The sequence below is a fragment of the Sphingomonas sp. Leaf231 genome (assembly GCF_001421995.1).
Taxonomy (GTDB): domain Bacteria; phylum Pseudomonadota; class Alphaproteobacteria; order Sphingomonadales; family Sphingomonadaceae; genus Sphingomonas.
This window is the reverse complement of the sequence record NZ_LMLS01000001.1, coordinates 924,866-947,294: the sequence shown is the minus strand read 5'-3', so window position 1 is coordinate 947,294 and position 22,429 is coordinate 924,866. Positions and strand designations below refer to the sequence as shown.

The window sequence follows — 22,429 nt, the reverse complement described above, 5'->3', positions numbered from 1 at the left end:
GTCCTACTGCAGGCGCGTTAACTATTCGTGTTCAGGCAGCGTCGGCCATCGCGGCCCGCTCCACCAGTCGGTCGAGCGCCAGCACCAGGATCAGCCGCTGGTCGATCGTCGCCAGGCCGTCGAGGAACTGTTGCGCGGCGGCGTCGCCCATGTCGGGCAGCGGCTGCATGTCCTCGTTCTGGACGGTCACGATGTCGTTGACCGCATCGACGATGACGCCCTGCAACTGCTCGCCGATACGCACGACGATGATGACGTGGCGCGCGGTCGGATCGGTCATGCCCCAGCCCAGGCGGTGGCGCAGGTCGAGTACCGGCAGCACGACGCCGCGCAGGTTCACGACGCCACGCACGTGGCTGGGCACGTTGGGCAACGGGGTGGCGGGCGACCAGGCGCGGATCTCGCGGATCGCCATGATGTCGACGCCCAGATACTGGTCGCCGAGCTGGAAGGTGATGAGCTGACGGGACATGAGGCGCGTTCCTTCTGCGATCAGTGCAGCACGCGCCGGATCGCGGCGGCGAGCTTTTCGGGGTTGAAGGGCTTGACGATCCAGCCGGTCGCGCCGGCCTGACGGGCACGCTGCTTCTTCTCGTCGGAGCTTTCGGTGGTCAGCACCAGGATCGGCAAGGTGCGGCGGCCGTCGGCGCGGACGTTCTCGATCAGCCCGAACCCGTCCATACGCGGCATGTTGATGTCGGTGATGAGCAGGTCCGGTTCGTCCTCCTCGTCGAAATTGGCGAGCGTCTCCAGCGCATGGACGCCGTCCTCGGCCTCCACGACCTGATACCCCAGGTCGGTCAGCGCGGCGCGCAGCAGCATTCTCATGCTGGGCGAATCATCCACGGTCATGATCGTCTTGGTCACGGATTGCGGCTCCTGGGCAGAATGCGGGTCATCGTCAGAAGAATTCGACGTCGCCGAGCGACGCGGGCGGCGGGGGCGGGGCGGCCGGGCGTGCGAACACGACCGGTGCCGGGATCGAGCGTTCGGTCACGACGCGGCACCGCGCCAGTCCGAGCGCCGGGCGGAACTCGACCCGCCGCGCGCCACTGCCGCCGACATCCTCGCCGACCAGCGGGATGCGCTCGTCGCGCAGGAAACGGCGCGCGAAGGCGATGTTGTCCCCGCCGATGTCGCGAAATCCGCTGCGCATCGTCGCGCCGCCGAAGATCCGCGCCTTGAGCCGCGAACGGACGCCGCCCATCGCCAGCATGGCATTGATGAGGACTTCCATCGCATAGACGCCGTAGCGCTGCATCGAGGCGGGATCGGAGGCATGACCCTCCGCTAACAGATAGTGGTTAATACCTCCTACCTTGGCGACCGGATCGTAGAAACATGCGGCGATGCAGCTGCCCAGCACGGTGCTCAGCACCACGTCGGTTTCGCCGCTGACGCGCGTTTCGCCCTGCGCCACCGTCATGCGGCGCAGGCCGTCGCGAAGCACGATGCCGGTCATGCGCGACATTCCTGAAGCAGGCGCGCGGCGATGCGGCGCAGCGGCATCTGCTGCACGACGGCACCGATCCGATGGGCGACGGCGGGCATGCCGTAGACGACGCTCGACGCCTCGTCCTGGCCGATCGTCACCGATCCCGCCTGACGCATCGCCAGCATCCCCTCGGCACCGTCGGCGCCCATGCCGGTCAGGATCGCGCCCGCAGCATCGGCACCCGCGATCTTCGCGACCGAGTGGAACAGGATGTCGACCGATGGCTGGTGCCCGCTCATCTTGGCGCCGGGCAGCAACCGGCAATAACGGCGCGTCGCCGGGCCGGCGATCTCCATATGCTTGTCGCCGCCGGGTGCCAGATACACCTTGCCGGGTGCCAGCACCGCACCGGCGCGAGCCTCCTCGACGTGCGGCTTGCACAACCGGTCGAGCCGCGCCGCGAAGCTGGCGGTGAAGCTGGGCGGCATGTGCTGGACGATCACCGTCGGCGGGCAATTGGCGGGGAAGCCCGACAAAAGCTCGATCAAGGCCTCCACCCCGCCGGTCGACGCGCCGATCGCCAGCATCGCATGGTCGCGCGGGCGGTAATCGGCCTGCGCCGCCGGCTCGGCCACACGCGGCGCGGCGGCGACGCTGCGCCCGCGCGATCCGGACGCGGCGCGCACCAGCGCGGGCAGGCGGATCGCATCGTCCGGGCGGCGCAACGCCAGCTTGTCGAAACACTCGAACGCGCCCAGTTCCAGCGCGGCGATGCTGGCATCCGCGCCTTCGGACGTCAGCGTCGACAGCATCACCACCGGGGTGGGGCGCAGCCGCATCAGCCGTTCGAGGAAATCGAGCCCGTTCATCCCCGGCATCTCGATGTCGAGCGTGACAACGTCCGGATCGAGTTCCTTGATCCGCATCCGCGCCTCGTCCGCGCTGGAGGCGGTGCCGACGACCTGGATCTGCGGATCGCTGGCCAGCGTGCGCTGAATCAGCGCCTGCATGGTCAGCGAATCGTCGACGACGAGGGTGCGGACGCTCATGCGCGCACCTTCAGATAGGCGGTGCGCCCCACGCATTCGAAACGCTTCGCCACGTCGGGCGACAGTCGTTCCGAGTGGCCGATGTACAGCATCCCCCCGGTCTCCAGATGATCCGCCAGCCGTGATTGCAGCTTGGCTTTTGTTGGTTCGTCGAAATAGATCATGACGTTGCGACAGCAGATCGCGTCGAACCGCCCTTTCATCGGCCATGGGCCGAGCAGGTTGAGCGGTCGGAACGACACCGCGTCGCGCAACAGCGGATCGATCACCAGCCGGTCGCTGACCCACGTCGCACGCAGCCGCGCGGGTACGGTGCGCAGCGTATCGGCCGAATATTGCCCGGCACGCGCGGTATCCAGAACGCTGGGCGACACGTCGGTGGCGAGCAACCGGAAGTCGCCCTTCAGCAGACGTTGCGCGGTCGCCTTCTCTGCGCCCAGCGCGGCCATCAGCCAGGTATAGGGTTCTTCGCCGCTCGAACAGGCCGCGGACCACAGCCGCACGCGTCCGCCGCCCGACAAGCGTTGCGCCAGCGTCGGCCACATCCGTTCGACGAAATCGTCGAAATGGTGCGATTCGCGGAAGAAGCTGGTGTGATTGGTGGTCAGCGCGTCCAGCATCCGGCTGCGCTCCTCCTCGTCGTCCTCGATCACCTTCAGATAGGCGGCGACGCTGTTCAGCCCGCAGGCGCGCACCCGTGGTGCGACCCGGCCATAGACCAGCTGCGCCTTGCCATCGGGCAACAGGATACCGAGCGTTTCATAAACGATGCGCGAGATCGCCTGATGGTCCGCAGGCGCGAAGTCGAACTCGCGCCGGCTCGATGGCCCGGCGAGGGCGGCCGCGCTCATGCCGCGTGCGCCAGCTGGCCGCGGCGCGACCGCTGCGAGGTCAGCGCGTCGACGTCGATGATCAACGCCACGCGCCCGTCGCCCAGGATCGTCGCACCGGCCAGCCCGTCGATCGCCTGGTAATTGGCCTCCAGGCTCTTGACGACCACCTGCCGCTGGTCCTGGATCGAATCGACCAGCAATGCGGCCTGTCCCTGATCGCCCTCGACCACGATCAGCACCGCCTTCTCGGGATCGCGCTCACCGCCCCCGATGCCCAGTTGCTCGGCGACCGGGTAGATCGGCACATAGGCGCCACGCACGTCCAGCACCGCGCCGGTCACGCCGATGTTCGTGACCGAGCGATCGGACGGGCGCAGACTTTCGACGATATGGCTCAGCGGGATGACGAACGTCTGGTCGCCGACCGTGACGATCATCCCGTCGACCACCGCCAGCGTCAGCGGCAGGCTGAGCGAGAAGCTCGATCCCGAACCGAAGCGCGAATGGATGCCGATCCGGCCGCCCAGCGCCTGGACGTTCTTGCGGACCACGTCCATGCCGACGCCGCGGCCCGAGATGTTCGATACGGTCGCCGCGGTGGAGAAGCCGGGCGCGAAGATCAGATTGTCGACTTCCTCGTCGCTCAGCACCGCGTCGGGCAGGATGATCCCGCGCTCGACCGCCTTGGCGCGGACGCGCGCACGGTCGATTCCGCGACCGTCGTCGGCGACGGTGATGACGATGCGGCCCGAATGATGCGCGGCCGACAGGGTGACGACGCCGGTTTCCGGCTTGCCCGCCTTGACGCGCTCTTCGGTCGTTTCCAGTCCGTGATCGACGGCGTTGCGGATCAGGTGGGTCAGCGGCTCGCCGATCCGCTCGACGACGGTCTTGTCGACCTCGGTCATCTCGCCTTCGATGTCCAGGCGGACGCGCTTGCCGGTTTCGCCCTCCAGTTCGCGGATGATGCGCGGCACGCGGCTGAAGACGGTCTTCATCGGCTGCGCACGGATCGCCATCGTCGATTCCTGCAACTCGCGCGTCAGGTGATCGAGATCGGTCAGCTCCGAGATGCCGGCCATGTCGTTTTCGCTCAGCCGTTGCGCCAGCATCGCCTGGGTGATGACCAGTTCGCCGACGAGGTTCACCAGCCGGTCGAGCTTGTCGAGATCGACGCGAATCGTCTGGGCGGCCGGGGCGGGCGGCGCCGACGGCGCGGTGCGCACCGCTGCAGCCGGAGCAGGCGCGGCGGCGGCTGGTGCAGGGGCGGACACGGGAGTGGGGGCGACCAGCGCCACCGGTGCGGGGGCAGGGACGATCGCGAGGGTCGGCGCAGGTGCCGCCGACGATTCTTCCACCACGATCGTCGGCGGAGCGACGGCGGGGGTCGCGCAATCGGCGCGCGTCAGCGTCACCGCACTGCCATCGGTGAATTCGAACACCGCGCGGATGTCGTCTTCCTCGACGGTGCCGGGCACCGCGATTTGCCACGCGAGATAGGAGGTCTCCGGATCGAGTGCGGCGAACGCCGGCATCGCGTCGGCGTCGCACGACAGCACGCGACCTTCCATGCGCAGCAATTCGCGCAGCAGCAGCAGCGGTTCGGCGCCGTGATCCAGTGCGTTGGACGGCGGGCGGAACGTCACCAGCCACGCCGGTGCGGCTTCCTCGGGCAATTCGAGGACCGGCAGCGCGAAGCCGACATCGTCCAGCATCGCCATCAGATCGTCGAAGTCATCGGCGATGCCGGCCGGCGCGTCCGTGGACGGAACCTCCGCCGCGGGTGCCGCCTCCGCCGGCTTGGCCGCGGCGGCGGGTGCCTCGCCGCTTGCCGCCGCGATCAACCGGGCGAGCATCGCGGCATCGTCGGGGACGTCGCCGCCGTCGCGTGCCGCCGCGACGTGATCGGCCAGCATGTCGAACGCCGCGACGATCAGGTCGACCAACGGCGGGGTGAGCGCCAGCGTCTCGCTGCGGAGCAGGTCGAGCAGCGTCTCGTATTGATGGGTATAGGCTTGCAGGCGTTCGTGGCCGAACGCGCCGGCTCCGCCCTTGATCGAGTGGACGGCACGGAAGATGCCGTTGATCGTCTCGCCATCGTAATTCTGGTCGCGGAGCGCGGCGAACGCGCTTTCCATGCCGGCGAGCCCTTCCTCACATTCCTGAAAGAAGATCTGCTGGATTGCGTCGAGGTCCAAGGTCGGGCTCCTGCGCGAGAAAGTGTCGGGGGATCAGGCGGCGGTGACGACGTCGAGGGCGGCAAGCTGGCCAGCCTCGATCATCGCCACGCTGGGCAAGGCCACCTGCCACGTCAGGCCGCGCGCCACCGCCGCGGCCCGGCCGCCGGCCAGCACCTGCAGGCACGCCTGACCGATCTGGTCGACCGCGCTGGCGTCGATCGCGATCGGTTGCGCCGCCTCGATAAGCTTCTTCAGCGATTGATGCAGCGGTCCCGCCGCGGCGGTGTCCATGCGGGAGGTGAGGACGATCGACATCGCGGAACTTCCTGTCAGATAGCAGCAGGGCGGGTTGGTCGACGGTGACGCGCGTTCATCTTCCTGCCCCCTGGCTTGCGGTCGCCGGCATCTCCTGTTGTCGCAACGGAGCGCCGGGCTGTTTCCCGATGTGCCCGATGCCTCCTAATATGCCGTTAATCACCGATCGCTTTCGACGTGAATTGTAAGAAGTCTTCGGCGGTTAATCTGATGACAACCAATTGGCCGCATTGACCGGCGTCGAAGGGCGCTTACGCCTGATTGCAGGTAAACTTGTTAGAAGCGTGGAACCTTAATTTGCCAGGGGCCGAGCATGGCGACGCCGCGACTGGCGAACTCGCACGTCAGTCGGCCGTGATGCGGGCGATCGGTTCTCCGTTCGTCGCCGATGTGCTGGCGGCGGGCGACCGGCATCTGATCCATGCGCCGCTGACACAGGCGATTCTGGCGGGTTGGCCGGGCGATCCGGCGGCGGCGGCGGTGGCGATGCGCTTCAACGCTGCGCTTCATGCGCTCGCCCGCCGCAACACGCCGCCGGTGCTTGGCGCGCTGTACCGCGGCGCGCACGACGATGTGGACGGTGCGGTGCGCGCCGCACTGGCCGCGCACGATGGTTTCATCGCCGAATGGCTGCATGACGCGCCGCAGACCAACGAGGTCGGGCGTGCGGCGGCGATCCTGGCCGCGCTGATGATGGTGCGACGGCGCTTTCCATTGCCGGTCGAACTGATCGAGCTTGGCTCCAGCGCAGGCCTGAACCTCAATCTCGATCGCTATGCCTACGACCTGGGTGGCGTCGTCGCGGGCCAGCCGGGATCGTCGGTGCGAATCGCGCCCGAATGGCGCGGCTCGTCCGCGCCGGACGAACCGGTCGAGGTGGCGGCGGCGCGCGGGGTCGATCTCCATCCGCTCGACCCGCACGATCCGGCGACATGCGAGCGGTTGATGGCCTATGTCTTCGCGGATCAGCCGGAGCGGTCCGCACGCTTGTCCCATGCGCTGGCGATCGCACGCCGACACCCCCCTTCGTTGACGCGCGCGGACGCCACAAGCTGGTTGCTTCGCCAACTCGATTCGCCCGCGCCGCCGGGGCAGGTGCGCGTCGTGTTCCATTCGATGGTGATGCAGTATGTCGGAGCATCGGAGCGTCGCCGTCTTGCGGAGGCGATCGCCGCGGCGGGCGCGTTGGCAGACCGTGAACGGCCGCTGGCGTGGATATGCTTCGAATGGAACGCACAGCGCACGGCCGTGGAACTGCGCCTGACCTGCTGGCCGGACGGCGGGACGCGCCTGCTCGCCACCTGCCATCCCTACGGTGCGTGGATCGACTGGGCCGGTGCGGACGAAGGATAAAGTCGATCGATCGGGCGCCTTTATTCCCGTTTAACTAATCTCACCTAAGTCCTGCGAGATGTCATTTCGGGAATTGCGGAATCAACGCCCCGACCAGCTACAGGAAGATGTTTTGATGTTCCGGACCTTGAGTATTCCAAGAAAGCTGGGCTTCTCCTTCCTCGTCATCAATGCTTCTGCGGCGATCATGATGGTGGTGTTCTTTGCGAACGTCTGGATGATCCGGTCGGCGACGGCGGGCAGCAACCACAGCCAGGAAGTCTATGCCAAGGCGTTGACGCTGGAGACATCAATCCTCCGCGAAAACAGCCAGTTACGCGGATATCTGGTCACGGCGGACCCGTCGTACCTGAAATCCTTCAACGAAGCGCGCGCCGAACACGACGCCACGACGGTAGCGCTGGAGGCGCTGCTGACCAGCCCCGAGCGCCGCGAACTCGTCACCACCTCCCGCCACGAAGCCGCGAAATGGCGTCACGACTGGAGCGACCGGCTGGTCGCGATGGTGAAGGCCGGGCAGCGCGAGGCGGCCGAGCAAGCGGTGCGCGACGCGGGCAAGAAGGTGCTGACCAGTGCGATCGTGCTGCCGCTACGTGACTTGCGTGAGCAGGAAACGGCAGCGATCGCACGCAATTCCGAACGACAGGCGCAGGCGCTGACCACCGCGACGATCGCGCTGGTGCTGGGCGGACTGGCGTTGATCGGCGTGGCGGTGATGTTGCAAATGGCGCTGAGCCGCAGCATCGCGCGCCCGATCACCGCGCTGACCCGGCGCATGGCCGATCTGGCGGCGGGCAAGAACGGGATCGACGTGCCCAATGCCGACCGCGCCGACGAACTGGGCGACATGGCGCGCGCCGTGCTGGTCTTCCGCGACGCTGCGCAGGCCAAGCTGACCGCAGACCAGGAACGCGAACTGGCGATGCGCGCGATCGGCGACGGGCTTCACCGCCTGTCGGAGGCCGATCTGACGGTGCGGCTGACGGCGCTGCCGGGCTCGTTCGCGGCACTGGCGCATGATTTCAACGGCGCGGCGGCCAAGCTGTCCGACCTGACCTGCAACGTGCGGCGCAGCGTCGAGACGATCAAGCAGAATGCCGACGAGATCAGCCAGTCGGCCCGCGATCTTTCCGCACGCAGCGAACAGCAGGCGTCCTCGTTGCGCGAGACGGCGGCCGCGATGGACGAGATCACCGGCACGGTCCGCGAGGGTGCGACCAACGCCGCGAGCGCGAACGCGGCAATGGCCGACGCGCGCAACGCCGCGGAGCAGGGCGGCGAGGTGGTGCGCAAGTCTGTGGAGGCGATGAACGGCATCGACAAGGCCAGCCGCGAAATCGCCGACATCATCAGCGTCATCGACGGGATCGCGTTCCAGACCAACCTGCTGGCGTTGAACGCCGGCGTCGAGGCGGCGCGTGCGGGCGAGGCGGGCAAGGGCTTTGCCGTGGTGGCCAGCGAGGTGCGTGCGCTGGCACAACGTTCCGCCGACGCGGCGTCGGACGTCAAGACGCGCATCCTGTCGGCGATCAACCACGTCCAGTCGGGGGTGCAGCTGGTCGGCGAAACCGGTCAGGCGTTGAACAAGATCATCGACCGCGTCGGCAGCGTCAGCACGATCATGGATACGATCGCCCGCGCGTCCGATCACCAGGCGCAAAGCCTGGGGCAAGTGAACATCGCGATCAATGAGATGGACGGGGTGACGCAGCAGAATGCCGCGATGGTCGAGGAATCGACCGCCGCCGCCAACCTGCTGGCACGCGAATCGGAGCAGCTGGCCGGGGCGGTGGCGATCTTCGCGGTCGATGAGCCGGCCCGCGCGCCGGCCCCCGTGCAGCGGCCGCGCGCCGTCGCCGCGCCGGTGCGCAGCACGCCGCGCGTGGTGCGTTCGACGGGGAATACCGCATTGGCGACCGTGGAGGACGACTGGTCGTCGTTCTGACGCGGCGAAGCGCGAAGTCATCCGGCGTCGTCCGGATGTCTCGCTTCACGGGCCGGAGCGAGCGATCAGCCGGTGAACGCGCCGATATCGGCGATCGTCATCTTTCCGGCCGGGATCGCGGGTGCCTCGAACCGAAGCCGCAGGTAGCGGGCGGGGCGCGCCGCGAACGCGATCCGCTGCGTCGCGAGCGCATAGGCGATGTTGCCGAATTCGCCGGTCGCCGCAGGTGCCCAGACCTTACCGTCGGCGCTGGTCTCCGCGATATAGCCGCGCGGTGGCGCGGTATCCTTGGCGACGGTGCGCGACGGGGTCAGGCTGAACCCCGCAAGCGACTGGCTGCGGCCGAGATCCACCGTGACGCTGGCCGGACTTCCCGCGGCGGGCGACGGTACCGTCCAGCGCGTCTGTGCGTCGCCGTCGATCAGTGCCTCGGCTCCCGCGCCGGTGGCGGTGACGATCGTCCAGCCGTCGCGCGGGATGATGGTCGTGTCGGAGGAGCGTGGCGGTGCGACCGGCACCGGCTGCACCTGGCGGAACAGCGCGATCTCGCTGATCGCGGGGCAGGCGGGGGCGTCGAGGATGCGCAGCCGCAGCCGCCGTGCCGATGACGGTCTCGCCAGCCGCACGATCCGTTGCGCGCCGATCCCCTGATGCTCGGCGACGGTGCGCCATGCGCCGGCTTCCTGCAGGTCGAGCGCGAAGCGCGTGACGCGGACGCCGAGCGGCAGAAACTCGCGCAGACGGATCACGTCGAACGTCCGTCCGGGCGGCAGGTCGAGCGTCAGTGTCGGTCGCGTGTCGCGGTCGGGGGTCGACCAATATGTGTCGTGGCGGCCGTCGAGCACGCGCGCGGCGGCGAAGCCGCGACCGCGGTCCGCGGTGGCATGCGCGACCGCGCCCTGCGCCAGATCGCGCGCATAGGTTCGGGCCTGCGCCTCGCCGAAGCTGCGGAGGACCGCGACGTCATGGTCGTTCAGCCGGCCGCGCCGGTCCGGCGGCAGGTTGAGGTTCAGGTTCGTGCCGCGCCCGACCGATTCGTCGTAGAGGCGCAGCAGTCGCTCCGGGCTCTTGACCTTCGCATCCTCGTCCGCGTGGTAGAACCAGCCGGGGCGGATCGACACGTCGGTTTCCGCCGGCCACCAGAGCGGCGCGCCGCGCACGCCGGAATTGCCTTCCGACTGGACGTACGGGTGGTTCGGCATCGTCGGCCAGCACGGGTCGCCGGCCACGCCATCCTCGTTGCCGACCCAACGCACGTCCGCGCCGAGCGGGTCGAAGGTGCAGGCCATCGGCTGATGCCGATGGACCAGGGCGATGATCGACGGCCAGTTGTAGTATTTCGGGGCGTCGATCTTCCGCGTCTCACGGGCGCCGCCGTAATAACCATCGCCGCCGTTGGCACCGTCGAACCAGAATTCGAACAATTCGCCATAGCGGGTGCACAGTTCCACCACCTGCTTGCGATAGTAATCGATATAGGCGGGACGGCCGTATTCGGCGTGGTTGCGATCCCAGGGGGAAAGGTACAGCCCGAACGCAAGACCGGCGCGGCGGGTCGCCTGCTCCATCTCGCGCACGATGTCGCCCCTGCCGCCCTTATACGGGCTGTTGCGGATGCAATGTTCCGTCAGCATCGTCGGCCACAGGCAGAAGCCGTCGTGATGCTTGGCGGTCAGGATGATCCCGCGCATCCCGCCTGCCTTGGCCGCGGCGACGATCTGATCGGGATCGAAGTCGGTCGGATCGAACAACTTGGGGCTTTCATCGCCGAAGCCCCATTCGCGATCGGTGAACGTGTTGATCGAGAAATGCACGAAGGCATATTGCTCGCGCCGGTGCCAGGCGAGCTGCCGCGCGGACGGCGTCGCGCCCCATGGCCGCGGCGCGGCGGTGCCCTGCGCCAGCGCCGGGAGCGCGGTGGTCGCGGCACCGGCGGCGATCAGGGCACGGCGGGTGAGATCGGTCATCGAGGACTCCAGTCGAAGAAGGCGCGTGTCATGCCGGCGCGTGGCCGAACGACGGCGGACGATCGTTCATCGCGCGTCCGAACGCCGGATTCGGCGTGGCGGACATCGTGAAGCGCAGCGTGCCGCCCTTGACCAGATCGGCGTGGGCGATCCAGCTTTTGCTCCACGGGCGACCGTTCCACGTCACGGCGGTGACATAGGGCGTGGCGGCGGTGTTGCCGGGGGCCTCGACCACCAGTCGCTTGCCGCCGGACAGCGCCACCGTCGCGCGTTCGAACAGCGGCGAGCCGAACACATAGACCGCCTCGACCGGATCGACCGGATAGAAGCCGAGCGCGGACATGACGAACCACGCGCTCATCTGCCCGCAATCGTCGTTACCGATCACCCCGGCGGGGGCGTTGTGGTACATTTCGGTGCACAGCCGCCGGACCATCGCCTGCGTCTTCCACGGCGCGCCGACATAGGCGTAGAGGTACGCGGCGTGCTGATCCGGCTCGTTGCCATGGGCGTATTGGCCGACCAGCCCGGCGATGTCGGGCGGCGCGTTTTCGGGCAGCGTCGAGGGTGCGGTGAATAGCGCGTCCAGCTTCGCCTCGAACCTGGCATGGCCGCCGATGTGCGCGATCAGGCCGTAGATGTCGTGCTGGTTCAGGAAGGTCGCCTGCCAGCCGTTCGCCTCCGTATAGTCGCGCCACCACGGCTTGGGCATGTGCCCCAGCTGGATCGGGTCGTACGGCGTCCACCAGCTGCCGTCGGCGAAGCGCGGTCGGGCGAAGCCGATCGATCCGTCGATGACGTTGCGCCAATTGCCGGACCGCTTCAGCAGGCGTGCGGCATCCGCATCCTTCCCGGCGGCGCGCGCCAGTTTCGCCGACGCCCAGTCGTCATAGGCATATTCCTGCGTGCGGCTGACGCTTTCGAACCATTTGTCCGCGGGAACATAGCCCTTCGCGTCGTAGAGGTCGCGGCCCTTGCTGTTGTCGAGATCGGGCGCGGTGAAATCGAACGAGCGTCTGGCGATCGCCGGCCATGCGGCGGCGTAATCCGCCGCGATGCCCTTGGCCTGCGCCTCGGCGAGCACGGGCACCGCGTGCCAGCCCATCATCGTGCCGGTCTCGACACCCTGCAACGGCCAGACCAGCGGGCCGTAGGGGCTTTGCTGCGTCTGGCGGATCAGATCGTCGACCAGCGTCTTCGCGCGATCCGGCGCGACGATCGTCAGCAGCGGGTGGAGCGTGCGGTACGTATCCCACAGCGAATAGGTGGAATAGGCGCGCTGTCCGGCGGGCACTTCATGCACCTGCCGGTCCAGCCCGATGTAGCGGCCGTCGACGTCGGAGAACAGCGTCGGCGCGACCAGCGCGTGATAGAGCGCGGAGGACATGATCGCGCGCTGGTCGGCGGTGCCGCCCTCCACGGCGATCGCGCCGAGTTGCCCGGCCCATGCGCGGGCGGCGGCGCGGCGGGTGCCGTCGAAGTTCCAGTCCTTCGCCTCCGCAGCGAGATTGCGGCGCGCCCCCGCCACGTCGACGGCGGAGATGCCGCAGCGGACCACGATCGGCGCGGCGCCGGCATCTTCGTAGAACAGCACCGCCTTCACGCGCTTGCCCGCCACCCCGGTCGCGCCTGCCGGCTGCTCCGCGTCATCGTCGCCGTAGAAGGCGACGCGATCCGGGCGGCGCGACAATTGCATCGCGAAGTGGATGCGGCGGCCCTTGGCCCAGCGGTGAACGCGACGGCTGCCGGTCAGCGTGCCGTCGGCATCGATGCGCAGGCTCGCCTCGTCGATCAGCGGGCGCGCGTCCGACTTGTCGAGCACGAGGTGCGACAGGTCGACCAGGACGTGCCCGGCACCACGCGGGAAGGTGTAGCGATGCCAGCCGGTCCGCTCGGTCACGGTCAGTTCGGCGCGCACGCCGGTTTCGAGGGCGACGCGGTAATAACCCGGCTCGGCATGTTCGTCGGCATAACGTTGCCGGTAACCCGCGTCGGGATCGTTCAGCGGCCCGGGAAGCAGCTTCACCGGCCCGCGCGTCGGCACCACCAGCACGTCCAGCATGTCGCCGATCCCGGTGCCGGACAGATGGGTGTGGCTGAACCCCATGATCGAGCCATCGCCGTGATGGTAGCCCGAGCATGTGTCCCATCGATCGACATCGGTATCCGGCGACAATTGCACCATCCCGAACGGCAGCGTCGCGCCGGGATAGGTGTGTCCGTCGCCGCCGGTGCCGACGAACAGGTTCGGCGCGGCGCGCGGCGTGGTGGCGGCGAAGGCCGGGAGCGGGGCGACAGCGGCGGTCGCGGTGGTGGCGAGCAGCGCGCGGCGGGTCAGCATTACAGCGCTTCCTTCAGGATCGCGGGACTGGTGCGCGCCAGCCGCACGATCAGTTCGCCGAACAGCCCGTTCGCCCAGGCGAACCAGTGCCGCGTCCACTTGGCGGGATCGTTGCTGTCGAACGTCTCGTGCATGAAGCCGGTGCCGGCATCGGTATCACGCAACGTTTTCAGGCAGGCGCGGATGACGCCCGCGTCGCTGCTCGACAGGGCACGGACGATCAGCGACATCGGCCAGATCTGGCCCAGCCCGACGTGCGGGCCGCCGATCCCCTCACCCGCGCTGCCGCGGAAGAAGTACGGATTGGCGTCGCTCCACGCCGCCGCCTCGGTACGCCGCCACAGGGCATCGTCGGGCTTGACGCAGCCGAGGTACGACAGGCCGGACAGCGACGGCACGTTGGCGTCGTCCATGAACATCGCGTTGCCGAATCCGTCGACTTCATAGGCCCATACCTCGCGGCCGTCGCGCAGCCGCATCGTGCCGTGCTGGCGCAGCGCCGCCTCGACCTCCGCCGCCAGCGCGGTAGCGTCCTGCGCCAGTGCGGCGTCCTGCGCGGCATCGTTGGCGACCACCGCCATTTCGCGCAGGGCCGTGACCGCGAACAGGTTCGACGGGATCAGGAACGGATATTGGCACGCATCGTCGGACGGGCGAAACCCGGAGACGATCAGCCCGACCGGGCGCATCGGATTGCCCCAGCCCTCCAGCGGCATCATTTCGGTATTACGGTTGGAGGTGCGCAGGAAGCTGTACGGGCCGCGGCCATCCTTGCGCTGCTGCTCGCGGAAGGTGCGGACGCTGGCGCGCGCGGCGGCGGCCCACGTCTTGTCGAACGGGCGGGCGTCGCGGGTGGCCCGCCAGTAACCGTGCGCGAGGCGCATCGGATAGCATAGCGAGTCGATCTCCCATTTGCGCTCCGCCACGCCGGGTTTCATCTCGGTCTGGTCCTTGAGCGACCATTCCAGCTCGGTCATCGCTGCTGGATCCTGCGTGAAGGCGTTGGCGTAGGGATCGATCAGGATCGAGCGCGCCTGCCGTGCGATCAGCCCGCGGAACAGCTCGCCCAGCTTCGCGTCCTCGCGGACGAGATGGAGGTAGGGCGTGACCTGCGCCGAGCTGTCGCGCAGCCACAAGGCGTTGATGTCACCGGTGATGACGAATGCGTCGGGCCGACCGTCGACCGTGCCCATCTTCACGGTGGTGTCGAGAGTATTCGGATAGCAATTGCCGAACATCCAGCGCAGCTTGGGATCGGCGATCTGTTTGGCCACCCGCGCCAGCTCACGCTCGACCGCAGGCGAGGTGAAGCGGCGGTCGGCAAGGGCCGGGCGCTTGCTGGCGAGTCCGGCGGCGGGGCGGGCCGCGGGCGCGGCGAACGCGGGCGTCGCGGAGAGCGCGGCGGCACCGGCGACGAAATGGCGGCGGTCGATGTTCATGCGTACATCCTTGTAATGATCGACGTTCCCCGTCGCCCTGTTATCGCGCCTTCATGGCGACCGGCGGGGGGCGGACAGGTCAATCTCGTCGGTATCCGGCTGCCGTCGCAACGACGGCGCGTGACCCTCACTTCGGCAGGTCCATGTCCTGTCCGGTGATGGTCACGTCGGTCCACGCCCCGGACGCGCTGCCCGGCTGACCTCCGCCGACCCACAGGCGGTATGCGCCCGGTGCGATGTGGCGGCGGCCGTCGCGCTCGACGATGCTCATCATGCGCGGATCGATCGTCAGCCGCGCGGTCGCGCTTTTGCCCGCGCGCAACGACACTCGCTGGAACCCGACGAGCTGGCGTTGCAGCACCGGTGAGGTCAGGCCGCCCCCCGCGCGACGCGGGGGGACGAGATACGCCTGCACCACTTCCTCGCCATCGCGGCGGCCAGCGTTGGTGACCCGCGCGGTGACGGTCAGCGGCTGCCCACTGGCGACGCTGGCGGTGGCGGTCAGCCGGTCATAGCCGAACGACGTGTAGGACAGGCCGTGCCCGAAGCCCCAAAGCGGCGTGCCGGTGAAGTAGCGGTAGGTCCGTTCCTTCATGCCGTAATCGACGAACGCGGGCAGGTCGGTCGTCGCCTTGTAGAAGGTGACGGGCAGGCGGCCGGACGGATTGGTCGTGCCGGTCAGCACGTCGGCCAGCGCGGTGCCGCCCGCCTCGCCGGGATACCAGAGCGCCAGCACCGCATCGGCGAGCGAGGGATCGACCGCCACGGCGCTGCCGCTCGCCAGCACCAGCACGATCGGCTTGCCGGTCGCTTTCAGCGCGGCAAGCAGCCGCTGCTGTGCGAAGGGCAAGGCGATGTCGCTGCGGTCGCCGCCGACGAAGCCGGGCACCTGCACCTGCAATGCCTCGCCCTCCAGATCGGGTGACAGCCCGCCGACCATCACCACCACGTCGGACGTCCGCGCCGCGGCGACCGCCTCGGCGATCATCGGTTCCTCGGGCGGCAGCCACATCAGCCGGAAGGTCTCGTCCTGGCTGGCGTGGTTCAGCACCAGCTCGATCGGCTGCGGCTGTCCGTCGCTGTCCCAGGCGAGATCGACGCGGCCCTTGGGAAGGGCGCCGTCGTGAAGGACGCGGCCGCCGATCGTCAGCGTCGCAGTGTCGTGGGTGCTGCAATCCTTCCAGCATTGCGCCTGATCCAGCACCAGCCGGTATGCGCCGGGTCCAGGCGGCGTCAGCGTACCGGTCCAGCGTGCGACATAGCCGGTGACCGGCAGCCCCGGCGCTGCGGCGACACGCGTCAGGTCCAGGTCGATGTGACGTTCGGCGCGCGTCACCACCTCGCGGCCGCCGACGCTGTAGCTGGCTCTCAGTCCGCTCAGCGCGGTTTCCGGCAGCACCACCGGCGCGCCATCCGCCAGTACGGAACCCTGTGCATAGGCAACCTCCGCGAAACGCTCGCGCAATCCTGCCAGCGGGGTGACCGGGCGCACGGCGGTGCCGTGATAGTTGGCCTGCAACACGCCGAGATCGTCGGCATTCGCGCCGATCACCGCCAGCTTTGTCGTGCGTGCCAGCGGCAGGCGCGCGTTTTCGTTGCGCAGCAGCACGATCGCCTTGCGCGCCGCCTCCAGCGCCAGCGCGGCGTTGGCAGGAGTGTTGATCGCGTCGGGCTTGATCGACGACCAGCGGCTGGTCGCGCCGAACGCGATGCCGAGCGCGCGGCGTGCGTCGAGCGAGCGGTGCAGCGCGGTATCGACCTCCGCTTCGCTCACCAGCCCGCGGCGCACCGCGTCGGGCAGCGCGGCATAAGTAGTGCCGCAGTTGAAGTCGTTGCCGCCCTTCACCGCAGCGGCGGCGGCCGCAGCGGCATCGAGCCGGTAATGGTGGAACAGGTGGATGTTGGCCACCGCGTCGCAATCCGACACGACGAAACCCTTGAAGCCCCAGTCGCCCCGGACGCGATCGTTGAGCAGCGGACCGGATGCGCAGGCGGGGGTGCCGAGGATCGAGTTATAGGCGCACATCAGCGAGAGCGCCTTGCCCTCGGTCACGGCCAGCCGGAATGCGGGAAGGTATGTCGCCTCCAGATCCTGCGGGCTGGGATCGACGTCGAACCCGTCGCGCCCGGCTTCCGGCCCGCTGTGCACCGCAAGGTGCTTGGGCGTCGCGATCACCTTTGGCTGTAGCGGGTCCGGCCCCTGCAAGCCGGTGACGAAGGCCACGCCGAGCCGGCCGGTCAGATACGGATCCTCGCCGTAAGTTTCCTGCCCGCGCCCCCAGCGCGGGTCGCGGAAGATGTTGATGTTAGGCGACCAGATCGTCAGCCCTTCGTAGATGCGGCGATCGGCGGAGGCGGGCTTCGCGTTGAATTTGGCGCGCGCTTCGGTCGCGACGACGTCGCCGATACGGTGGACGAGGTCGGTGTCCCAGGTCGCCGCCATGCCGATCGCCTGCGGAAAGACGGTGGCATGGCCGTTGCGCGCCAGCCCGTGCAGCCCCTCGTTCCACCAGTCATAGGCGGGCAGCCCGGCCTTCGGATCGGCGGGCGCGGTGCTTTGCAGTTGCGCGGCCTTTTCCTCGATCGTCATGGTCGCGATCGTCGTCGCGACCGGATCGGCGGCGGCGCTCGCCAGCAACAGCCAGATCATTTGCGTCCTCCCAGCGAGCGCAGGGTCAGCGCGCGCTTCAATTGTGCGGGCGTCGCGTCGGACGCCACGGCGATGGTCCGGCTTTCACCGGGCAACAGGTCGAAGCCGTCGTCGGCGGGCTGGGCGGGCGTCGCGCCGAAATCGAGCATCACCGCGCGCGCCAGCGCCGTGGCGGTGATCGTCACGTCGCGCCCGTTCCAGCGTGCGGTGAGGCCGGGGTCCGGCCAGCGCACGTCCTTGGGCAACACCCGTTCGACGATGCGGCGATCGACCAAGCGGTCGCCGATCGACAATTCGGCCAGCACGACGCTGTCCCTGGCGTCGGTCAGCCCGAACAACTCCTCGTCCGGGATCGTCGCGACCTCGGTGGCGGAAAGCGGGGCCAGCGTCACCGCGGCATTGCGCTCGTCGACCACGCGGCCGTCGGTGCGCAGCGCGCGTACGCGCCACACCGCGGCGACCGGCGTGGTCGCATCCGAAACCAGCGCGATGCGCGTCGCGGCGTCCTTGTGCTCGGCGACGATCACCTGATCGGCGAAGAAGCGGCGGGCGGCGTGATGCAGCAGCTTCCAGCGCCCTTCATAATCGATGCTCGACCACGAGATCGCCGGCCAGACGTCGTTCAATTGCCAGTAGAGCGACCCCATCGTCACCGGGCGGCAGGCGCGGTGGTGGAGTGCGGCCATCTCGATCGCCTGCGCCTGGTTGACCTGGGTGAGATAGGCGTAATCGGCCAGTCCCTTCGGCTCGCCCAGCCGCTCGCGGATGTAATGGAGCAACCGGTCGTTGCCCTCGCCTGCCAGGAACTTCTGGTGCGCCTTCATCACCGGGTCGGTCGGCGCCACGTTCAGCGTGCCGGCGAAATCCTTGATCGTCGCCAGATCCGGCATCGCCTGGAAGCCGTATTCGGACATGAAGCGCGGGCAGCTGTTCAGATAATTGGCGACCGGCTTCGACCCCGACCACACATCCCAGAAATGCCGATCGCCCGCTGCATCGGTGTCGACCGGACCTTCATAGTCGGTGGACGGGGAACCGGGCCAATAGGGAACGCCTGGATCGAAATCGCGCACCGCCTGCCGCAGCACGCGGTCGAACAGCACCGCCATGCCGGCACCGATCCGTTCCTGCTCGTCCGCGCCGACGCGCTTCTTGAACGCCTTGCGATCCGACCAATTCTCCCAGCCGGACAGCACTTCGTTGCCGCCCGCCCACAACACGATCGAGGGATGGCCAGAGACGCGCGCGACCTGTTGCTCCGCTTCGATCCGCACATTCTCGCGGAACGCGGCATCCGGCGGCGTCACCGCGCCGCCGAACATGAAGTCGGACCAGATCATCAACCCCAGTTCGTCGGCAGCGTCGAAAAAGGCGTCCGGCAGATAATAGCCACCGCCCCAGATGCGGATCATGTTCATGTTCGCGGCCTTGGCGTCCGCCAGCAGCCCGCGCATCTTCCCCGCCGTCACCCGCGCCGGGAAGCTGTCGAACGGGATGAGGTTCGCGCCCTTGGCGAAGATCGCGGTGCCGTTGACCTTGAAGCCGAACGCCCCGTTGCCGTGGATCAACTCGACGGTGCGCAGCCCGATGCGGCGATCGGCATGGTCGCTCTCCGCGCCGTTTTCGACCAGCGCGCCGGCGACGCGGTACAGCGGCTGTGCGCCGTAGCCGACCGGCTGCCAACGTTGCGGCCGCGCGATCGTCAGCAGGATCGTGACGCGGTTGTCGCCGGGGGCGAGCGTGACGGTCTGTTCCGCGGTGACCAGCTTGCCGTCGGGCGCGGTGATCGTCGCGCGCAGCACCGCCGGGCCGGCGCGATCGGCGACCACGTCGAACCGCGCATCCAGCCGCGCCTCGGCATCGTTCAGCGCGACCTGCTCGACGCGCATCGCCGCCAGTCGCGCATCGTCCCACGCCTCCAGTCGCATCGGTTGCGTCGGGCCGATGTTGACGATGCGGGGACCCCAGTCCCAGCTCCAGTCGTACTTGGGCTTGCGGATATAGGGCGACGTCTGCTTGCCCTTCGGCTCGTCCCCGAACGCGGAATCATATTCGCCGGGCAGGGGATTCGCCTCGGCCAGCACCATCGGCTGCAGCTTGCGGATCGGCGAGGCGAAGGTGAGGGCGATGACATTGTCCCCCGCCTTCAGATGCTGCTTCGCATCGACGCGCCACGTGCGATGCGCATTGTCGGTGGTCAGCACGGCCTGACCGTTGACCGCGATGGTCGCGAACGTGTCGAGCGCGTCGAACACCAGATCGAGATGGTCGCGCGCCAGTTGCTCCGGCGTCAGCTTCAGCGTGCGTCGATATTGCCATCCGGTCAGCCCGGCCCATTGGATCGCCGCCTCGTTGGTGCCCTTGAATGGATCGGGTACCTGTTTCGTGGCGATCAACGCTTGCTGCACGCTGCCCGGCACCGTCGCGCGAAACCATTTGGCGGCGCGTGGATGCGCCTTCGCGGCGGGTGCGTCGGCGGGGTCGATGCGAACCTGCCAGCCGTCGTCGAGCGTGGTCACCGTCTTCGGCGCGGCGACCGCGGCGGTGGAGGCGAGGAGCAGCGGGATCGCCAGCCAGCGTGCGCGCATCAGCGGCGCTCCGTCAGCTGGACGTCGGCGACGGCGTAATATGGATCGCTCAGCGGCGAGGTGAACTGGAAACAAATATCCTGATCCCCGGTCATGGCGGGCAGTGCGCCCGCAAAGGTGAAACGTTGCGGCGCGGTGGCCGGATCGGGCAGCGGGAACGCGCCCAGCGCGACCGGTTGCGCAGTCTTGTCGCCGGCCTTGCGCGCCGCGGCGGCGGCCGCGCAGCCGAGCTGCACAAGCAACTCGCCGTGCGGGGATACCGCATAATGTTCGCGCAGCTTGGACTGATCGTGCGCCAGCGCCCAGTTGCGCGCAAGCCGCACCACCTCGACGCTATATCCGCCCGCGATATCGAACGGCGCGGCCGGATAGACCGAGCAGGTGTCGAACAGGTTCAGGTTGAACGCGGGTGCGCTGTCGGTGGCGTCGGGGGTGAGCGGTACGCGCAGCCCGAACCGGTCGATACCGCACGGTGCGAGTTGCGCGTTGCCGCGCGCCAGCAACGCCGCGCGCGACGTGTCGAAGCGGCGCGGGGCCGCAGTGGGCAGCCCGGAAGCGTCGAACGCGGCAGCACGCACGGTCACCCCCGGCTTCAGCGCCAAGGGCGCGCGATAGGCGGACGACCGTGCGGTCGGCGCGGAGCCGTCTAGCGTGTAGCGGATCGTGCCATAGCCGGCCTGCGTCGCAAGGGTCAGCGGCACGCGCCCGCGACGCAGCGCGTCGCCGCGCGTGCCCTGCACCGCGAAGTCGACGGCGAACGCGCTGTCGGCGACGTTGACCCTGCCCTTCGTCCAGCGGTCCGCCTGCCGTCGCACGCGCGGCAGGAAATCCCCGAAATCGCGTGCTTCCTTCGCGGACCACGTAATCTCTGCGATGGCGGCGGCGCGCGGGAACAGCTTGTGCTCGACCGCGGCCGGGGTGACCAGATATTCGCTCCACGCATTGCCCTGCGCGCCCAGCACATGCTGCGCCTTGTCGGCCGCGATCCCGGCCGGCATCGGATCATAGGCATAGACCGCCGCCAGCGTGCTGGCGACGTTCTGCCCCGGCGGCTCGTCGGGCAAGCCGCTCTGCACACGGTCGAGGTAGAGCGGCGTGCCGGGCGACAGCACCACGTCATGCCCCTGATTGGCGGCGGCGACCGCCCCCTGTTCGCCACGCCACGACATGATCGATGCGGAGGCGGGCAGGCCGCCCTCCAGTATCTCGTCCCAGCCGATCAGCCGCCGGCCGCGGGATTGCAGATATTCGCCGAACTGGTCGATCATCCAGCCTTGCAGCGCGTTTTCGTCCTTCAGGCCGAGCGACGTGATCTGCGCCTGCACCTGCGGGCTGCGCTGCCACTGGTCCTTGACCGCCTCGTCGCCGCCCAGATGGACGTAGGTGCCAGGGAACACGTCGGTCAGTTCGTCGAGCACTTCCTTGACGAAGGCGATGCCGCGCGGCCCCGGATTGAACAGATACGCCTCGATGCCCCAGCGATTGCCGACCGGCGGACGATCGCCCAGCATGCCAAGCTCCGGATAGGCGGCGACCAGCGCGGTCGCATGGCCGGGCAGGTCGAGCTCGGGCACGATCGTGACGCCGCGTTCCCCGGCATAGGCGACCAGGGCGCGAAGTTCGTCCTGGGTATAGAACCCGCCCACACGCTCCGTCGATGCCGGTCCACCGATCGATGGCGCGGTGCGCCACGCGCCGATCTCGGTCAGCTTGGGATAGCGCTTCACCTCGAAGCGCCAGCCCTGATCGTCGGTCAGGTGGAGGTGAAGCGTGTTCAGCTTCACCGCCGCCATCTGGTCGACGATGCGGCGCAATGCCGGCAGCGGCATGAAGTGGCGCGCCGGATCGATCATCAACCCGCGCCAGGCGAAGCGCGGGGCGTCGTCGATCGTCAGTGCGGGGACACGCACCGGCTGTCCGGTCCGTGCGTCCGGGCTGAGCAATTGTGCCAGCGTCATCGCGCCATGCACGAAGCCGGCGGGCGTCGCCGCGAGGATGCGGATGCCGGCTGGGGCGGCGATCAGGCGATACGCCTCCGCGCCGGTGATCGCGGCGTCCCGTTCGAAGGTGATGCGGGCGTCACCCTGTGCCGGGGCCAGCGCCAGCCCGCGGGTGGTGCGAACATGCTCCACCAGCAACCGCGCCGCCGCCATCGCCTCCGACGCCTTCGTGCCGACGGTCGCGCCATCGCCAATCGTGATCGTACCCGTGCCCGCGACCACCGAGCGCGGCACTGGAAGCAGCGATGGCGGCGTCTGCGCGACGGCGGGGGCGGCGAGCGCCCCCGCAGCGGCAGCTCCGATCATGGCGATGGTCGCCTTGCCGGTCATCTCA

Annotated in this window: 15 protein-coding genes; 2 read left to right on the top strand and 13 right to left on the bottom strand. The window is 68.6% G+C overall.

Annotation, left to right across the window (positions count from 1 at the left end; all coding sequences use genetic code 11):
• Nucleotides 1-31 precede the first annotated feature (31 nt).
• From ASE95_RS04440 to ASE95_RS04410, 7 genes are read right to left on the bottom strand one after another with little or no spacing between them, the layout of a single operon-like run.
• Entirely contained in the window at nucleotides 32-472 is a 441-nt protein-coding gene (locus ASE95_RS04440) for a chemotaxis protein CheW (protein ID WP_056631937.1), read from the bottom strand.
• Between the two features lie 20 nt (nucleotides 473-492).
• Nucleotides 493-867 (bottom strand): response regulator, encoded by a 375-nt coding sequence (locus ASE95_RS04435; RefSeq protein WP_056631934.1) that lies wholly within the window; start codon nucleotides 865-867, stop codon nucleotides 493-495.
• Between the two features lie 34 nt (nucleotides 868-901).
• Nucleotides 902-1,471 (bottom strand): chemotaxis protein CheD, encoded by a 570-nt coding sequence (locus ASE95_RS04430; RefSeq protein WP_082449531.1) that lies wholly within the window; start codon nucleotides 1,469-1,471, stop codon nucleotides 902-904.
• Nucleotides 1,459-2,484, bottom strand: a complete 1,026-nt coding sequence (locus tag ASE95_RS04425; protein WP_056631932.1) for a protein-glutamate methylesterase/protein-glutamine glutaminase — start codon at nucleotides 2,482-2,484, stop codon at nucleotides 1,459-1,461. Before ASE95_RS04425 ends, ASE95_RS04430 begins: the two co-directional genes overlap by 13 nt.
• Nucleotides 2,481-3,335, bottom strand: a complete 855-nt coding sequence (locus tag ASE95_RS04420; RefSeq protein ID WP_056631929.1) for a CheR family methyltransferase — start codon at nucleotides 3,333-3,335, stop codon at nucleotides 2,481-2,483. The genes ASE95_RS04425 and ASE95_RS04420 overlap by 4 nt, the downstream gene beginning before the upstream one ends.
• Complete coding sequence (locus ASE95_RS04415; protein ID WP_056631927.1) at nucleotides 3,332-5,515, bottom strand: chemotaxis protein CheA; 2,184 nt, start codon at nucleotides 5,513-5,515, stop codon at nucleotides 3,332-3,334. The genes ASE95_RS04420 and ASE95_RS04415 overlap by 4 nt, the downstream gene beginning before the upstream one ends.
• 33 nt (nucleotides 5,516-5,548) lie before the next feature.
• A complete protein-coding gene (locus ASE95_RS04410) occupies nucleotides 5,549-5,812 on the bottom strand; it encodes an STAS domain-containing protein (protein ID WP_082449529.1) in 264 nt (87 codons plus the stop codon).
• Between the two features lie 297 nt (nucleotides 5,813-6,109).
• Between ASE95_RS04410 and ASE95_RS04405 the strand changes: the two genes are divergently transcribed.
• The gene (locus ASE95_RS04405; RefSeq protein ID WP_235528179.1) at nucleotides 6,110-7,165 is read left to right on the top strand and encodes a DUF2332 domain-containing protein; all 1,056 of its coding nucleotides are present in this window, start codon (nucleotides 6,110-6,112) and stop codon (nucleotides 7,163-7,165) included.
• 115 nt (nucleotides 7,166-7,280) lie between these two features.
• Nucleotides 7,281-9,110, top strand: a complete 1,830-nt coding sequence (locus tag ASE95_RS04400; protein WP_235528178.1) for a methyl-accepting chemotaxis protein — start codon at nucleotides 7,281-7,283, stop codon at nucleotides 9,108-9,110.
• Nucleotides 9,111-9,175: 65 nt separating this feature from the next.
• Here the strand turns inward: ASE95_RS04400 and ASE95_RS04395 are convergent, their stop codons facing one another.
• The 6 genes from ASE95_RS04395 to ASE95_RS04370 all read right to left on the bottom strand — a co-directional run bounded on the left by ASE95_RS04395 (nucleotide 9,176) and on the right by ASE95_RS04370 (nucleotide 22,425).
• Nucleotides 9,176-11,077: an alpha-L-fucosidase gene (locus tag ASE95_RS04395; RefSeq protein WP_056631916.1), complete on the bottom strand. Its 1,902-nt coding sequence runs from the start codon at nucleotides 11,075-11,077 to the stop codon at nucleotides 9,176-9,178.
• A 28-nt stretch (nucleotides 11,078-11,105) separates the two neighbouring features.
• Nucleotides 11,106-13,418 carry a GH92 family glycosyl hydrolase gene (locus tag ASE95_RS04390; protein WP_082449527.1) on the bottom strand — a complete coding sequence of 771 codons (2,313 nt, stop codon included), beginning with the start codon at nucleotides 13,416-13,418 and terminating at the stop codon, nucleotides 11,106-11,108.
• Complete coding sequence (locus ASE95_RS04385) at nucleotides 13,418-14,857, bottom strand: glycoside hydrolase family 125 protein (RefSeq protein WP_056633188.1); 1,440 nt, start codon at nucleotides 14,855-14,857, stop codon at nucleotides 13,418-13,420. The genes ASE95_RS04390 and ASE95_RS04385 overlap by 1 nt, the downstream gene beginning before the upstream one ends.
• A 127-nt stretch (nucleotides 14,858-14,984) precedes the next feature.
• The gene (locus ASE95_RS04380) at nucleotides 14,985-17,507 is read right to left on the bottom strand and encodes a glycoside hydrolase family 3 C-terminal domain-containing protein (RefSeq protein WP_056631910.1); all 2,523 of its coding nucleotides are present in this window, start codon (nucleotides 17,505-17,507) and stop codon (nucleotides 14,985-14,987) included.
• Entirely contained in the window at nucleotides 17,504-20,095 is a 2,592-nt protein-coding gene (locus ASE95_RS04375) for a beta-mannosidase (RefSeq protein WP_056631908.1), read from the bottom strand. The genes ASE95_RS04380 and ASE95_RS04375 overlap by 4 nt, the downstream gene beginning before the upstream one ends.
• Nucleotides 20,095-22,425, bottom strand: coding sequence for a beta-N-acetylhexosaminidase (locus ASE95_RS04370; RefSeq protein ID WP_056631906.1), 2,331 nt, complete (start codon nucleotides 22,423-22,425; stop codon nucleotides 20,095-20,097). The genes ASE95_RS04375 and ASE95_RS04370 overlap by 1 nt, the downstream gene beginning before the upstream one ends.
• Between the last annotated feature and the right edge of the window lie 4 nt (nucleotides 22,426-22,429).